Annotated in this window: 16 protein-coding genes; 8 read left to right on the top strand and 8 right to left on the bottom strand. The window is 56.8% G+C overall.

Annotated elements, in window-relative coordinates:
- Position 1: 1 nt before the first annotated feature.
- From gsiB to gsiD, 3 genes are read left to right on the top strand one after another with little or no spacing between them, the layout of a single operon-like run.
- Positions 2–1540, top strand: a complete 1539-nt coding sequence (gene gsiB / locus HV157_RS06225) for a glutathione ABC transporter substrate-binding protein GsiB (RefSeq protein WP_014169284.1) — start codon at positions 2–4, stop codon at positions 1538–1540.
- A 45-nt stretch (positions 1541–1585) separates the two neighbouring features.
- Positions 1586–2506 (top strand): glutathione ABC transporter permease GsiC, encoded by a 921-nt coding sequence (gsiC, locus tag HV157_RS06220; protein ID WP_020884889.1) that lies wholly within the window; start codon positions 1586–1588, stop codon positions 2504–2506.
- 1 nt (position 2507) lies between these two features.
- On the top strand, positions 2508–3419 hold the full coding sequence (gene gsiD / locus HV157_RS06215; RefSeq protein WP_020884888.1) for a glutathione ABC transporter permease GsiD: 912 nt from the start codon (positions 2508–2510) through the stop codon (positions 3417–3419).
- Between the two features lie 50 nt (positions 3420–3469).
- Here the strand turns inward: gsiD and rimO are convergent, their stop codons facing one another.
- Positions 3470–4795, bottom strand: coding sequence for a 30S ribosomal protein S12 methylthiotransferase RimO (gene rimO, locus HV157_RS06210; RefSeq protein ID WP_014169287.1), 1326 nt, complete (start codon positions 4793–4795; stop codon positions 3470–3472).
- Between the two features lie 216 nt (positions 4796–5011).
- Here rimO and bssR point away from each other — a divergent pair, with 216 nt between their 5' ends.
- Entirely contained in the window at positions 5012–5395 is a 384-nt protein-coding gene (gene bssR / locus HV157_RS06205; protein WP_020884887.1) for a biofilm formation regulator BssR, read from the top strand.
- 106 nt (positions 5396–5501) lie between these two features.
- A complete protein-coding gene (locus HV157_RS06200; protein ID WP_182268384.1) occupies positions 5502–6620 on the top strand; it encodes a PQQ-dependent sugar dehydrogenase in 1119 nt (372 codons plus the stop codon).
- Here the strand turns inward: HV157_RS06200 and HV157_RS06195 are convergent, their stop codons facing one another.
- The gene (locus HV157_RS06195; RefSeq protein WP_032681369.1) at positions 6621–7247 is read right to left on the bottom strand and encodes a glutathione S-transferase family protein; all 627 of its coding nucleotides are present in this window, start codon (positions 7245–7247) and stop codon (positions 6621–6623) included. It abuts the gene before it with no gap.
- A gap of 256 nt (positions 7248–7503) precedes the next feature.
- Here HV157_RS06195 and dacC point away from each other — a divergent pair, with 256 nt between their 5' ends.
- A complete protein-coding gene (dacC, locus tag HV157_RS06190) occupies positions 7504–8709 on the top strand; it encodes a serine-type D-Ala-D-Ala carboxypeptidase (RefSeq protein ID WP_020884884.1) in 1206 nt (401 codons plus the stop codon).
- Positions 8710–8761: 52 nt separating this feature from the next.
- Here the strand turns inward: dacC and deoR are convergent, their stop codons facing one another.
- From deoR to HV157_RS06175, 3 genes are all read right to left on the bottom strand, one after another.
- Positions 8762–9520, bottom strand: a complete 759-nt coding sequence (gene deoR / locus HV157_RS06185; protein WP_014169292.1) for a DNA-binding transcriptional repressor DeoR — start codon at positions 9518–9520, stop codon at positions 8762–8764.
- Positions 9521–9587: 67 nt separating this feature from the next.
- Positions 9588–10196 carry an undecaprenyl-diphosphate phosphatase gene (gene ybjG / locus HV157_RS06180; protein WP_032681367.1) on the bottom strand — a complete coding sequence of 203 codons (609 nt, stop codon included), beginning with the start codon at positions 10194–10196 and terminating at the stop codon, positions 9588–9590.
- Between the two features lie 7 nt (positions 10197–10203).
- On the bottom strand, positions 10204–10932 hold the full coding sequence (locus HV157_RS06175; protein WP_182268385.1) for a phosphatase PAP2 family protein: 729 nt from the start codon (positions 10930–10932) through the stop codon (positions 10204–10206).
- 168 nt (positions 10933–11100) lie between these two features.
- Here HV157_RS06175 and HV157_RS06170 point away from each other — a divergent pair, with 168 nt between their 5' ends.
- On the top strand, positions 11101–12333 hold the full coding sequence (locus HV157_RS06170; protein ID WP_059305489.1) for an MFS transporter: 1233 nt from the start codon (positions 11101–11103) through the stop codon (positions 12331–12333).
- Between the two features lie 40 nt (positions 12334–12373).
- Here HV157_RS06170 and HV157_RS06165 read toward each other — a convergent pair whose 3' ends face one another.
- Complete coding sequence (locus HV157_RS06165) at positions 12374–13186, bottom strand: Cof-type HAD-IIB family hydrolase (RefSeq protein ID WP_047355698.1); 813 nt, start codon at positions 13184–13186, stop codon at positions 12374–12376.
- Positions 13176–14390 (bottom strand): MFS transporter, encoded by a 1215-nt coding sequence (locus HV157_RS06160; RefSeq protein WP_025204602.1) that lies wholly within the window; start codon positions 14388–14390, stop codon positions 13176–13178. The genes HV157_RS06165 and HV157_RS06160 overlap by 11 nt, the downstream gene beginning before the upstream one ends.
- Before the next feature lie 82 nt (positions 14391–14472).
- Between HV157_RS06160 and HV157_RS06155 the strand changes: the two genes are divergently transcribed.
- Complete coding sequence (locus HV157_RS06155; protein WP_020884879.1) at positions 14473–15024, top strand: TetR family transcriptional regulator; 552 nt, start codon at positions 14473–14475, stop codon at positions 15022–15024.
- On the opposite strand, the gene HV157_RS06150 is transcribed toward HV157_RS06155, so the two are convergent.
- Positions 15021–15797: an SDR family oxidoreductase gene (locus HV157_RS06150; protein ID WP_182268386.1), complete on the bottom strand. Its 777-nt coding sequence runs from the start codon at positions 15795–15797 to the stop codon at positions 15021–15023. The genes HV157_RS06155 and HV157_RS06150 overlap by 4 nt on opposite strands.
- Positions 15798–15881 lie beyond the last annotated feature (84 nt).

The raw sequence follows: 15881 nt of genomic DNA, 5'->3' as shown, positions 1-15881 counted from the left end.
AATGGTTAAATTTGTAGCGCGCAGATGGTTACTCGCCGCGAGCGTGACGGCAGCCCTGGCCGCCGCGCCGGCGTTCGCTGCCAAAGATGTGGTGGTCGCCGTCGGTTCCAATTTCACCACGCTGGATCCGTATGATGCCAACGACACGCTCTCCCAGGCGGTGGCGAAATCGTTCTATCAGGGGCTGTTTGGCCTGGATAGCGAGATGAAACTTAAAAATGTGCTGGCGGAAGGGTATACCGTCTCCAGCGACGGGCTGGTGTATACCCTTAAGCTCAGAACCGGTGTGAAGTTCCAGGACGGTACAGATTTCAACGCGGAGGCGGTGAAGATAAACCTCGATCGCGCCAGCAACCCGGAAAATAGCCTCAAGCGCTACAACCTGTATAAAAACATCGCCAGCACCGAGGTGGTCGATCCGACGACGGTGAAGATCACCCTGAAAGAGCCGTTCTCGGCGTTTATCAATATTCTGGCGCACCCTGCCACGGCGATGATTTCGCCTGCCGCGCTGAAAAAATACGGCAAAGAGATCGGGTTCCATCCGGTGGGGACCGGCCCCTACGAGCTGCTCACCTGGAACCAGACCGACTTTGTGAAGGTTAAGAAGTTTGCGGGTTACTGGCAGCCGGGCCTGCCGAAGCTGGACACCATTACCTGGCGTCCGGTGGTGGACAACAACACCCGCGCGGCGATGCTTCAGACCGGCGAGGCGCAGTTTGCGTTCCCGATCCCCTATGAGCAAGCCGCCATTCTGCAGAAAAACAGCAAGCTGGAGCTGGTCGCCAGCCCGTCCATTATGCAGCGCTATATCAGCATGAACGTGACACAAAAACCGTTTGATAACCCAAAAGTGCGTGAGGCCATCAACTACGCCATTAACCGCCAGGCGCTGGTAAAAGTCGCCTTTGCTGGCTATGCCACGCCGGCTACCGGCGTGCTGCCTCCGGCGATCGCCTATTCGCAAAACTATCAACCGTGGCCTTACGATCCGGCCAAAGCGCGTGAGCTGTTAAAAGAGGCGGGTTTCCCGAACGGCTTTAGCACCACGCTCTGGTCGTCGCATAATCACAGTACCGCTCAGAAGGTGCTGCAATTTACCCAGCAGCAGCTGGCGCAGGTAGGTATCAAGGCGCAGGTCACCGCGATGGATGCCGGTCAGCGTGCGGCTGAGGTGGAAGGGAAAGGGCAGAAAGAGAGCGGCGTACGGATGTTCTACACCGGCTGGTCGGCCTCTACCGGTGAAGCGGACTGGGCGCTGTCGCCGCTGTTCGCCTCACAGAACTGGCCGCCGACCCTGTTCAACACGGCCTTCTACAGCAACCCGAAGGTGGATAAAGACCTGGCGGATGCCCTGAAAACGACCAAACCGGAAGAGAAAGCACGCCTGTATAAAGAGGCGCAGGATATCATCTGGAAAGAGTCACCGTGGGTACCGCTGGTGGTGGAAAAACTGGTTTCCGCGCATAACAAAGCGCTGACCGGGTTCTACATCATGCCGGATACGGGCTTTAGCTTTGATGAAGCAGATTTAAAATAATACTCATGCCCGCAGGCCACCGCCTGTGGGATGAGAGGGAAAGGCATGCTGAATTATGTTTGTAAACGCCTGTTGGGGCTTATCCCGACTCTGCTGATTGTGGCGGTGCTGGTGTTTTTGTTTGTTCATATGCTGCCGGGCGATCCGGCACGTCTGGTTGCAGGGTCAGATGCGGATGCAACGGTTATCGCGCTGGTGCGAAAACAACTGGGCCTCGACCAGCCTTTGTATATGCAGTTTCTCCACTATATTGGCAACGTTCTGCAGGGTGACTTTGGCACTTCTATGGTGTCACGTCGTCCGGTGTCGGAAGAGATTGCCAGCCGCTTTATGCCCACGTTCTGGTTAACCATTGCCAGCATGAGCTGGGCGGTGCTGTTTGGTCTTGGCGCAGGAATTGTCGCTGCCGTCTGGCGCAACCGCTGGCCGGATAAGCTCGGTATGGCTCTGGCCGTCACGGGCATTTCCTTCCCGGCATTTGCATTGGGGATGCTGCTGATGCAGATATTCTCCGTGGAGCTGGGCTGGCTGCCGACGGTCGGGGCCGACACCTGGAAACACTACATTCTGCCCTCAATGACGCTGGGCGCGGCTGTTGCTGCCGTGATGGCCCGCTTTACCCGCGCCTCGTTCGTTGACGTGCTGAGCGAAGATTATATTCGCACCGCCCGGGCGAAAGGGGTCAGCGAGAAATGGGTCATCCTCAAACACGGCTTTCGTAACGCGATGATCCCGGTGGTGACGATGATGGGGCTCCAGTTTGGTTTCCTGCTGGGCGGCTCGATTGTGGTGGAGAAGGTCTTTAACTGGCCGGGGCTGGGACGTCTTTTGGTGGATTCAGTCGAAATGCGTGATTACCCGGTTATTCAGGCCGAAGTCCTGCTTTTCTCACTGGAATTTATTCTTATCAACTTAGTGGTGGATGTGCTCTACGCCGCCATTAACCCGGCCATCAGGTATAAGTAAAATGCGATTGTTGAACTGGCGTCGTCAGGCCATGTTAAACGCTATGCCGGGGCTAAAGCCGGACCATATCCGCACGCCGTGGTCTGAATTCTGGCGGCGTTTTCGCCGTCAGCCGGTCGCCATGACGGCGGGGCTGTTTGTCCTGCTGCTGATTGTGGTGGCGGTCATTGCGCCGTGGGTAGCACCGTTTGATGCGGAAAACTATTTTGATTACGACCGTCTCAATGATGGACCGTCGATGCTGCACTGGTTCGGCGTGGACTCGCTTGGGCGCGACATCTTCAGCCGCGTGCTGGTGGGGGCGCAGATCTCTCTCGCCGCCGGGGTTTTTGCGGTACTGATTGGCGCGGCAATCGGCACCGTGCTGGGTCTGGTCGCCGGATATTACGAAGGCTGGTGGGACCGCATTATCATGCGTATCTGCGACGTGTTGTTTGCCTTCCCGGGCATTCTGCTGGCGATTGCGGTAGTGGCGATAATGGGCAGCGGTATGGCTAACGTCATTATTGCGGTTGCGGTCTTCTCAATACCGGCGTTTGCGCGTCTGGTACGAGGCAACACGCTGGTGCTCAAACAGCAAACCTTTATTGAGTCTGCGCGCAGCATGGGGGCCAGCGATGCCACTATCCTGTTCAGCCATATTCTGCCGGGGACGGTGTCGTCTATCGTGGTCTATTTTACCATGCGTATCGGCGTGTCGATTATCTCGGCGGCCAGCCTGTCGTTTCTGGGGCTGGGTGCGCAACCGCCTACGCCGGAGTGGGGCGCGATGCTGAATGAAGCAAGAGCGGACATGGTCATTGCACCGCACGTGGCCATCTTCCCGAGCCTGGCCATTTTCCTGACCGTGCTGGCGTTTAACCTGCTGGGTGATGGGTTACGCGACGCGCTGGATCCGAGGATTAAGGGGTAGGATGGAAACCCTCTCCCGGCGGGAGAGGGTGAAGGGAAGGGTAAACGCCGTTAAACCCGGCTTCCCCACAAATCATACTCGTCGGCGTTTTCAACTTTCACGCGGACAATATCGCCCGGCTTAACGCTGGTTTCGCCGTTCAGGTAGACCGCGCCGTCGATTTCAGGGGCGTCCGCCATGCTGCGGCCAATTGCGCCTTCTTCGTCCACTTCATCGATGATGACCAGAATTTCGCGGCCCACTTTTTCCTGCAGACGTTCAGCAGAGATCTGCTGTTGCAGCTGCATGAAGCGGTTCCAGCGCTCTTCTTTCACCTCTTCCGGAACCTGATCCGCCAGTTCGTTGGCGGTTGCGCCTTCGACCGGGCTGTATTTGAAGCAGCCTACGCGGTCCAGACGTGCTTCTTTCAGGAAGTCGAGCAGCATCTGGAAATCTTCTTCGGTTTCACCCGGGAAGCCCACGATGAAGGTGGAACGCAGGGTCAGGTCCGGGCAGATTTCACGCCACTGTTTGATGCGCGCCAGCTGGCGATCGACGGAGCCAGGACGCTTCATCAGCTTCAGAATACGCGGGCTGGCGTGCTGCAGCGGGATATCCAGATACGGAAGAATTTTCCCTTCTGCCATCAGCGGGATGACATCGTCAACGTGCGGATACGGGTAGACGTAATGCAGACGTGTCCAGATACCCAGTTTGGCAAGCTGTTCGCACAGGCCAACCATGCTGGTTTTCACCGGCTCACCGTTGTGGAAACCAGAGCGATGCTTCACGTCGACGCCATAGGCCGAGGTATCCTGAGAAATGACCAGCAGCTCTTTAACGCCTGCGTCTGCCAGACGTTTGGCTTCTGCCAGCACTTCACCAATCGGACGGCTGACCAAATCGCCACGCATGGACGGGATAATGCAGAAGGTGCAGCGATGGTTGCAGCCTTCGGAAATTTTCAGGTACGCATAGTGACGCGGGGTCAGCTTCACGCCCTGTTCTGGCACCAGGCTCAGGAACGGATTGTGCTTAGGTTTAGGGACATAGTGATGAACATGCTCCAGTACCTGCTCGTAGCTGTGCGGGCCGGTGATCTCCAGCACTTTCGGGTGCACTTCGCGGATCTGGTCCACTTTCGCGCCCAGACAGCCGGTCACAATCACTTTGCCGTTTTCCGTCAGGGCTTCACCGATGGCTTCCAGTGACTCCTGAACCGCGCTGTCGATAAACCCACAGGTGTTAACGATCACCATGTCGGCGTTGTCGTAGCTTGGCACCACGTCATAGCCCTCGGTGCGCAGTTCGGTCAGGATGCGTTCAGAATCCACCAGGTTTTTTGGGCAGCCCAGGGAGACGAAGCCGATTTTAGGCTGGTGCGTAACATTGCTCATAGGTTAAAAATTCATCAATTATGGAGTTATCAGGGCGGGATTTTACAGCGTTCCGCGGGGGATTTATACACTCTTTGCGAGGCGGATGACCGACGAGAAGGTTGTAACATTGTAAATAATGTTAATCAGTTAAGAATTATTGATCTCAGGCATTAAACTGTACAAAAAATAACCTTATTCTGAATATGCACAATGGCTGACAGAGGAGGAAAGAGCATGTCCGTTGACAGACTGAAACGCGATCTGCTTAACAAGCTGATCAATGCCCGAATCGACCTTGCCGCGTACCTGCAGTTGAGGAAGGCAAAAGGGTATATGTCAGTCAGCGAAAGCGAACATCTGCGTGATAATCTCTTTGAACTTTGCAACTTCATGCGTGAAAAAGCACCCGTCCTGAAAGCGGAATACGCCGAAAGCGAACTCGTTGCGCTGCGCCGCGCCGCCGAGGTGCTCTCCATTGCAGGGGTATGTTTGATGAACGGACGCCACGACTGCCCGAATTTTATCGCTGTTAACGCGGAGAAGCTTGAAAACTGCCTGACCACACTCTCTCTATGCATCATGTGTCTGAACAAGCACGAGACGCTTGAACAACACTGACACCGGGGGAGGCAACTCCCCCTTCTGATTAAGCTTTTGTAAAAGTGATAACGTGCCCGGACCCAGTGGCTAACCTTTATGCCATAAACCGATAAAGGAGCGCGTTATGCATCGATCTTCGCTGATTTTCCTGCCTGCGTTTTTTTTCCCGATTTCTCTCCTCGCCGCCCCTGACGCGGTAAAAGTCGACGTTGTGCAAAACCGGCTCGATCATCCCTGGTCGATGGCGTTCCTGCCGGACAATAAAGGGCTGCTGGTGACCCTTAAGGGAGGCCAGTTAAAGCACTGGCAGGCCGGAAAAGGGCTTTCCGATCCGATCGTCGGCGTACCCAAGGTCTGGGCAAACGGCCAGGGCGGGTTGCTGGATGTGGCACTCGCCCCGGATTTTGAAAAATCGCGCCGCGTCTGGCTGAGCTATGCCGAGGCGGGGAATGACGGCAAAGCGGGAACGGCGGTTGGCTATGGCCGCTTAAGCGATGATCTCTCCCGAATTGAAGGTTTCCAGGTGGTCTTCCGTCAGATGCCGAAACTGTCCACCGGTAACCATTTCGGTGGTCGACTGGTCTTCGACGGTAAAGGCCATCTGTTTATTGGTCTGGGCGAGAACAACCAGCGTCCGACGGCGCAGGATCTGGATAAACTGCAGGGCAAAGTTGTGCGCCTGACGGAGGACGGCAAAGTGCCTGCCGATAATCCGTTTGTGAACACTCCCGGCGCACGGCCCGAAATCTGGTCTTACGGCATTCGTAATCCGCAGGGGATGGCGATGAACCCCTGGAGCGACACGCTATGGCTTAACGAGCACGGCCCGCGCGGCGGGGATGAAATCAATATCCCGGAGAAAGGCAAAAACTACGGCTGGCCGCTGGCGACGCACGGTATCAACTACAGCGGCCTGAAGATCCCGGAAGCCCAGGGCGAGCACGTCGAGGGAACGGAAAAGCCGCTGTTTGTCTGGAAAGTGTCCCCCGCCGTGAGCGGGATGGCGTTTTACAACAGTGACGTATTCCCGCAGTGGAAAAATACGCTGTTTGTCGGGGCGCTGAAGGAGAAAGACGTTATCGTGCTGAGCGTGGAGGGCAACACGGTTACCGAGAAGGGGCGAATTTTAGGAGACAGAGACCAGCGCATTCGCGATGTACGGGTGGGGCCGGATGGGTATCTGTATGTCCTGACCGATGAGACGGACGGGCAACTGTTGAAAGTCAGCCCGTCCGGATCGTAATCAGGTCACCGGGATCATCACCACGTGACGGTATGCCGGGCGCTCGCTCAGTTGCTTCAGCCAGCGCTCAAGGTGCGGGCGCGGCGTCCAGGTAACGTCAATGTTGGTCAGGTTCCAGATGAAGGGCGCAACGGCAATATCGCCTACGCCGAAGCGTTCGCCTGAGAACCACGGATGCTTCGCCAGTTCGTCGTCCATCATCGCAAACAGGTTTTCACAGGTGTCCTGGGCTGCATGAATGGCAGGATAGTCGCGGTCAGCTTCGGGGGTCCTGACAAGCCCCATCAGGATCACACGGTGTGCGGGGGAGAGCGTCTGGTTTGCCCAGTCCATCCACTTTTCACCCTGAGCGCGTTGGGCCGGACTGTCCACCCACAGGCGGCTCTGACCATACTGTGCCGCGAGGTAACGCACGATGGTGTTGGACTCCCACAGCGTCACGTCGGTCTCTTCGTCGCGCAGCAAGGGCACCAGACCGTTTGGGTTCATGGCCAGATAGTCGGCATCTTTATTTACCCCAAACTGCAAACCTGCCATCACCTGCTTAAACGGTAAATCCAGCTCCTCCAGCGTCCAGAGGACTTTCTTAACGTTGGTTGAATTGTTCCTGCCCCACAGCGTAATCATAGAAACTCCCGAAATAGTCAAACAACCTGAGATGTGAATCAACGCCAGCGATTTGCCATGGTGAGATAAACCTAACAATTACGCAACAGAAGACAAAAAAATCGCCTGAATCAAAGCGTATCTGAATGTTATTGCATAAACTTTAATAACTTTACCTTGGTTAGGTTTCTTTAACCGTTTTAGTGCGCTATTACTCATCGCTTCTTGCGACACGGTGATGTGACGTAATTTTTGAATGGACACTCGGGTGGCATTTATGACGCGAAAAATGACTTCTCTGCGCAGCCTGGCGGCAGGCTCTGCGCTCCTTTTCCTGTTTGTACCAACTCTCTACGCAGCGGAACAGGCTGCGCCCGAAGCGCCGCCTGTGGATGCGCGCGCCTGGATCCTGATGGATTATTCCAGTGGTAAAGTGCTGGCGGAAGGCAATGCGGATGAGAAACTTGACCCGGCAAGCCTGACGAAAATCATGACCAGCTATGTGGTGGGTCAGGCGCTGAAAGCGGGCAAAATCAAGCTTGACGATATGGTCACCATCGGGAAGGACGCCTGGGCGACCGGCAACCCGGCGCTGCGTGGGTCATCGGTGATGTTCCTCAAACCCGGCGATCAGGTGTCAGTGTCTGATTTGAATAAAGGGGTCATTATCCAGTCCGGTAACGATGCCTGTATTGCGCTGGCCGATTACGTTGCGGGCAGCCAGGACTCCTTTATTGGCCTGATGAATGGCTACGCGCAAAAACTGGGCCTGACCAATACCACCTTTAAAACCGTGCACGGTCTTGATGCGCCGGGTCAGTTCAGTACCGCGCGCGACATGGCGCTGTTAGGCAAAGCGTTGATCCACGACGTGCCGGATGAATATGCCATCCACAAAGAGAAAGAGTTTACCTTCAATAAAATCCGCCAGCCGAACCGTAACCGTCTGCTGTGGAGCAGCAACGTCAACGTCGACGGTATGAAGACCGGCACCACGGCCGGCGCGGGTTATAACCTGGTCGCTTCCGCAACTCAGGGCGATATGCGCCTGATCTCGGTCGTGCTGGGCACCAAAACCGACCGCATTCGTTTTAATGAATCAGAAAAATTGCTGACCTGGGGTTTCCGCTTCTATGAAACCGTCACGCCCATTAAACCGGATGCCACGTTCATCAGCCAGCGCGTCTGGTTTGGTGACAAGAGTGAAGTGAACCTGGGGGCGGGTGAAGGCGGGTCGGTGACCATTCCCCGTGGTCAGCTGAAAAACCTGAAAGCCAGCTACACCCTGACCGACAGCCAGCTCACCGCGCCGCTGAAAAAAGGCCAGGTGGTCGGGACGATTGATTTCCAGCTTAATGGCAAATCGATTGAACAGCGTCCGCTGATTGTGATGGAAGCGGTAGAAGAGGGCGGTTTCTTTAGCCGGATGTGGGACTTCGTCATGATGAAATTCCACGGATGGTTTGGCAGCTGGTTCAGTTAAGCCTCCATTGTCGGGTGGCATCGCGCCACCCGGCATGACCTCTGCACCTGACTCAGTACATCAACTTCACCTGCTGCGCTTTCGCGTAGGCCACGGTCTCTTCATCCGGACGGCAATCGCTGACGATGGCGTCAAAGCGCGACAGCTCACCCATTCTTGCCGGACGAACCTTGCCAAACTTGCTGTGATCGACCACCAGCACATGGTACTGCGCGGCGCTTAATGCCCAGTGCTTGACCGGCAACTCTTCCAGGTTAAAGCAGGTTGCTCCCTGACGGACAGTGACCCCCGCTGCGGAATAAAACGCGATATCCGGACATACGTTGCTGAGCGTATCCTGCAGATTCAGCGGCTTAAAGATGGCATTGCTGGCGTGAAACTCACCGCCACAGAGGATCACCCGGCACTCGGGTTTCTCCTGCAGTGCCAGAAAGGTATTCAGCGAGTAACACACCGCCGTAAACGGAATGCTGCTGTCGATCGCTTCGATTATCCACGGCGTGGTGGTGCCGCAGTCAAAAAAAAGTGTCTGATGCGGCTGCACCAGCGAGGCCGCAAGCCGGGCGGCTTTGCGTTTCTCTTCCACCAGGCGCGTCTTTTGGTCGCTGATCAGATAATGGCTGGCGCTACGCGGCTCAAGCACAATGTACCCGCCCAGCAGCACGACAGGCGCGCTCTCGCTGTTCAGATCCCGGCGAATGGTCATCTCAGAGACCCCGAGGAGACTGGCGGCTTCCTTAAGATGAAGCTTATCACTGCGCTTCAGCGCCTGTATCAGCTGAGCAATGCGGTCATCGCGACGTGTTTCCATAGTTCCTCGGGATAAAAAAGTGAACCCCCGCAGGGCGGGGGTTCAAGTGTAACCTGTCAGACTGGGGTTAGTCACGTATCCAGCCTTTGCGGATCGGGATAGCAAAAAGGGTGCGATACAGATAAGACAGGCCGCGGTAGAGCGCTTCACCGAAGAGATTCCACAGGATCGCTGCGCTGACGCAGCCGATGAGACCGACCAGCAACCCCCCCACCATATCCATCGGCCAGTGGACGCCGAGATAAACGCGAGACCAGGCGATAGCCCCGGCCACCACCATCAGCACCGCACCCGACCACAGACGATGCCAGAACAGGAAGGCCAGCGCGAAAGTAAAGATAACCGTCCCGTGATCGCTTGGGAACGAGTCATCCGGGGCATGGTGCAGGAAGGTATACCCCGCGTGGTCGACGAAGGGGCGGTCGTGCGGGAACGTCAAGCCCAGAATGTAGCTGACCAGCACGCTAATCCCGAGGGCCATCGCCATCTTAATTACCAGCTGACGCTGCGCCTTCACCTGGCTTCTCGGCCCCCACAGCCAGAGGATCGCCGCCAGCACCGGCACGATACTGATCAGATCTTTTGCCAGGAAGGTGGCGAAATCAATCATCCACTCTGGCGAGGCCGGAGTGGCGTTGATGAGATAAAACAGCTGGTAATTCAAATTCTCTAACATAGCGTTGTCACTCTTTAGCAAACCAGGTGGAGACCAGACCGTAGACCACCAACTGGGAAAACCAGACCCACCACCCAGCCCACAGGTTGTGAGAGAAAAAATGCGCCCCGCGCATGACCTGGCCGTAACCCATCGCCAGACCTAAAACGACGCCCAGCACGACGAAGCACCAGGCAAGACGCGGACGCTCGCGCCAGAAGGCAAAGAACAGTCCCATCACCATAAAGCCGCTGGAGGCATGACCGCCGGGGAAACAGCGACCCGGACCGCTGTCAGCGGGAGCGGCACTGAACAGCGGATAAGAAACGGCCTTACCGCCATACTCCACCAGATCCCACGGGCAGCTGTGATGGCTTATGCTTTTCAGTACGCCAACCACCAGCGCGCCAAGCCCCATCAGCAGCGCGGCCGTGAGCAGTCTCGCATTGCGCCTGAACGCGCCATAAATGAGCGCAACAGCACCTGCGGCGATGGCGATGTACTTCGCCAGTCGATGGTTCAGCAGGTCCAGCAGGTGGTCTTGCTGCAGTGGAAAACGGTGAGCAGCCGCGTCATACCATAAACCGGTGATCCATCTGTCGAGCGTTTCATCGCGGGATAGCCAGGTAAACAGCACGGCAAGGGCTATCAGTATTAAAAGCTGATAACCATAAAAGCGGGGTGGTAGACGGTAAAGTCGTTTTGTCTTATTTGTCTGTAAGTTAGACAATTCTGAACGGCTGGAAGTGGGTGCCATAATCCGGAGTCGTTGACGAGAAATGGGGCTATCATAAATCTGTCAACTTAAGGAAACCTTAAACAAAGACGATATGTGCTTTATTTCTGTTTCTTCTGGATAAATCACTATCTCGAGCCAGGGCATTTCATTACACTCGTCGCGATTTTGTCACGATAAAGAGATTGCATGTTAAACCGTTCTTCTTCTGGTTCACGTCTGGGTCGTCAGGCGTTGCTTTTCCCCTTATGTCTGGTGCTCTACGAATTCTCTACTTACATCGGCAACGATATGATCCAGCCCGGCATGCTGGCCGTTGTTGAACAGTACAACGCAGGGATCGAATGGGTACCGACCTCCATGACCGCCTATCTGGCTGGCGGCATGTTTTTGCAGTGGCTGTTAGGGCCGCTGTCGGATCGTATTGGCCGTCGTCCGGTGATGCTGACGGGCGTGGTGTGGTTTATCGTGACCTGCCTCGCCACGCTGCTGGCGCAAAATATTGAGCAATTTACCCTGCTGCGCTTCCTGCAGGGGGTGAGCCTCTGCTTTATCGGTGCCGTCGGGTATGCCGCCATCCAGGAGTCGTTTGAGGAAGCGGTGTGTATCAAGATTACCGCGCTGATGGCGAACGTGGCGCTGATCGCGCCCTTGCTGGGGCCGCTGGTGGGCGCTGCCTGGGTACACGTTGCGCCGTGGGAAGGGATGTTCGTGCTGTTTTCCGTGCTGGCCGCCGTCGCTTTCTTTGGCCTGCACCGCGCGATGCCGGAAACCGCTACCCGTCTGGGTGAGAAACTGTCGCTAAAAGAGCTGGGCCGGGATTACAAAGAAGTGCTGAAGAACGGCCGCTTTGTGGCGGGCGCGCTGGCGACGGGGTTTGTTAGCCTGCCTCTGCTGGCGTGGATTGCCCAGTCGCCGGTCATTATCATCAGCGGCGAGCAGCTCAGCAGCTATGAGTATGGCCTGCTGCAGGTGCCGATTTTTGGCGCGCTGATTATCGGTAACCTGGTGCTGGCGCGTCTCACATCCCGTCGTACGGTGCGTGCCTTGATTATTATGGGCGGCTGGCCCATCGCTGCCGGGCTGGTTCTGGCGGCGGTCGCGACAGTGGTGTCGTCCCATGCGTATCTGTGGATGACCGCAGGATTAAGCGTTTACGCGTTCGGTATCGGTGTGGCGAATGCCGGGCTGGTGCGCCTGACCCTGTTTGCCAGCGAGATGAGCAAAGGCACGGTGTCAGCGGCGATGGGCATGTTGCAAATGCTGATTTTCACCGTTGGAATCGAGGTGAGCAAACACGCCTACGCATTTGGCGGCAACGGTCTGTTCAGCCTGTTTAATCTGGCTAACGGCGTGCTGTGGGTTGGGCTTATCGTGGTGTTCCTGAAGGATAAACGCGTCGGGAATGCTTTACAGCCGTAAGCCGTTTACCCTCTCCCGGCGGGAGAGGGCCATGGTGGCGTTAATAAAACGGCGCTTCGCCGTTCAACACTTTATCAATTACATCCAGCACGCCTTCGTCGTTATTGTGCGGGGCTTCAAAGCGCGCCACCGCCTTAATATGCGGCCTGGCGTTTGCCATCGCAAAGCTGAACCCTGACTGGCGCAACATTTCTACGTCGTTCCCGCTATCGCCAAAAGCCACCACTTCGCTGTCATCAATGCCCCAGCGCTTTTGCAGTATTCGCAGACCGTTGGCTTTATGCACCCCGGGGATGATGAGGTCGATACTGCCGTGGCCGGTCGTGACGGGCACCATAATGTCGTTCAGCTTTTCGTGCAGCATCGCCTGAATACGCGGGATGTCGTCGTCAGAGACGTTAAGCCCGAATTTGAAGAAAATATCGTTCAGGTTGCCGAAATCACTCACCATTTCGAGACGGTGGTAGTACTTTGCCGCGATATCCTTAAAGCCGTCGTCATAGTGCTTCAGCGTATAGGCGCTGCTTTTTCCGCAGGCGATAATCTCAATGCCCGGCACATCGTTTAACACGGCGGCAACGGTGTCGAAGTGCGTCTTCGACAGTTCACCGTTAAAGACATCTTCCCCGGCGCTGACCACCCAGCCGCCATTTTCCGCGACAAACGCAATTTCATGGGCAATCTCCGGGAAAAAGGAAATCAGCTGGTAGTACTGGTTGCCGCTGGCAACCGCAAAGCGAATGCCTTGCGCTTTCATTCGTGCATATTGCGCCAGAAAACGCGGGCGGTTATAGGTCTTGGCATCGCTCAGAAATGTGCCATCCATGTCGACGGCGATCAGTTTAACGCTCATATCCCTTCTCCAGTGTCGTTTGTTCCGTTTCCGGCTTCGCGACCGCGCGCGCTACCAGCGCTGCGATGATCACTAACCCTAACACCACCAGCATGGCGCTGCGCAGCCCGTAGTGCTCACCGAGGAAGCCGAGCAGCGGTGGCCCCACCAGGAAAGCGAGGTAGCCCGTGGTGGCCACCACGCTGACGCGGGTCGGTGCATCCGGACCAGTGTCGCTGGCGGCTGAAATGGTGAGCGGGAAGCCAAGCGAAGCCCCCAGACCCCAGAGGATCACCGACACACCGGCAATCCAGTCCACGTCCACAAAGATGATCATCGCAATCCCCAGCCCGCCCAGCAGGGCGCTGGCACGCACCACCGCCACGCGGCTGTAGCGGTCAATAAACCAGCCACCGGTAAAGCGCCCGACGGTCATCCCGAGGGTGAAACCGGCGTAGATCAGGGAGCCGGAGGTTGGGCTAAAACCGTGGCCGTCAACCATCAGCAGCGGCAGCCAGTCGTTAGCGGACCCTTCCGCAAAGGCCATCGCCAGCACCACCACGCCGATCAGCATCAGCTGAATGTCGCGGTAAAACGGCAGCCCTTTTTCCGCGGTGGCGTGTTCGTCAGAGGTGTTCTTGCCGGTGCCATCAGGGATCGCCCGGATACCGGTCAGAATGGGGATAATACATACCAGTGCGGCCAGCAGAATATGCAGGTTCGCGGCGACGCCCGAGGCCGTCAGCGCCATCCCCACACCCGCACCGGCCAGCGTGCCAAGGCTGTAAAAGCCATGCATCATCGGCAGTACGGTTTTATTCATCTCCCGTTCAACCGTTGCCCCTTCAACGTTAATGGCCACTTCAGCGGCACCGAAGCTGCCGCCAAACACCGTCAGCCCAAGGGCAAACAGCACCGGCGAGGCAAACCACAGCGCCACGCTCAGCACCAGCATCCCGAACACGGCACAGCACATGGTGGTGCGGATGACCGCCCGTGTACCGAAGCGTTTGACAAGCCACGCGGAGCAGAGAATACCGCTCATGGAGCCTATCGACAGGCCAAATAGCACGATGCCCATCTCGGCCGTTGAGACGGATAAAATATCGCGAATGGCCGGGGTACGCGTGGCCCATGAGGCCATCAGCAGACCGGGAATAAAGAAGAACATAAACAGCGCCCACATACGCAGCTGCAGGGTTCTACGGGGGGAGGTCAGAGTCATTGAAGTCAGCACCGGAAGTACAACAATAGCGACAACACTAGCAAGTTTGTGTACATTTGTACACAAACCACGTGGGGAATTTATGAGCAGAGCACCGAACGATCCTCAACGCCGGGAGAAGATCCTGCAGGCGACCCTGGACACCATTGCAGAGCACGGTATTCATGCCGTGACGCACCGGAAAATTGCCACCTGCGCGGGCGTGCCGCTGGGGTCGATGACCTACTATTTTGACGGTATGGAGTCGCTGCTGGAAGAGGCCTTTACGTGGTTTACCCGGCAGATGTCGCAGCAGTATCGGGATTTCTTCGCCGGCGTGACCGGGCCAGAAATGGCGTGCGAATCCATCACCACGCTGATCCACAGTTCGCAGGTCACGACGCCGCAGAATATGGCGCTGATGTACCAGCTCTATGCCTTTATGCACCGCAGTGCGGCGCTCAAAACGGTAATGCAGGACTGGATGAAGATGAGCCAGACCACGCTTGAGCAGTGGTTCGACCCGGTGACCACCCGCGCGCTGGATGCCTTTATCGAAGGGATGACGCTGCACTTTGTGACCGACAGAGCCCCGCTCACCCGGGAGGAGATCCGGGCGATGGTCGGCAGGATAGCGGGCGAGAGTGGACGTTAGATTGTGGTGGCGCCGGCCGTCATGTTCACCGTTGTTCCCGTGATGGCACCGGCTGCATCTGACGCCAGAAACGCGATGGTGTCTGCCACCTGCTCCAGCGTCGGCAGGCGATTCAGCATCGTGCTCTGTGCCGCGCCCTCCAGAAACTGCTCCACGGTGATGCCCATCGCCTGCGCCTTGATGGCGAACAGGTCACCCACACCGGAACCGGCCTGAACCGCGTCGGCTATCGCATGCGAACGCACGCACAGGACGCGAATATTCTTTGCCCCCAGCTCCGCCGCGAGCGCACGGGTTAACGCTTCCGTTCCCGCGCAGCCAACGATATGCCCGAGATGTCCCGGCATCGCCATATTTGCAGCCGGCGCAACGACGGTGATAAGCGTTCCGGCACGCTCACCGCCCATACGGGGTGCGACAGCTTTGGCGATGTTGAAATAGGCGGCCAGAAAAGGGTCGAACCCCTGTCTGAATTCACTGAGCGTTAATGCGTCGAGGCGTTTACCCTGGTCATGCATAAAACCCGTGGCATTCACGACGATATCAATCCCGGCAACGTCCGGGAGCGTCGCGTCGGCATTGAGAGCATCGAAAACAAACCGCCGGGCTGACCCGCCAGCGGCGTGAATGCGGTTAGCGACGTGCTCCAGCCTGGCCTGATCGCGTGCCGCGAGGTAGACCGTTGCCCCTTCACGGGCGAGCGCGTACGCAGCGGCGCTGCCAATAGCGCCGCTGCCACCAAAGATAACGGCGGTTTTATTTTTGAGACTCATACCTGCATCCCCTCACCAGACCGGTCCATCAAATTATGGGTCGGGTGACGGCGGATGCAACTCCGCCAAGGGGCAGGGTATGTG

Source organism: Enterobacter sp. RHBSTW-00318 (genome assembly GCF_014101375.1).
GTDB lineage: Bacteria > Pseudomonadota > Gammaproteobacteria > Enterobacterales > Enterobacteriaceae > Enterobacter > Enterobacter ludwigii.
Note: the sequence above shows the minus strand (reverse complement) of the source record. Positions and strands in the feature narration are given on the sequence as shown.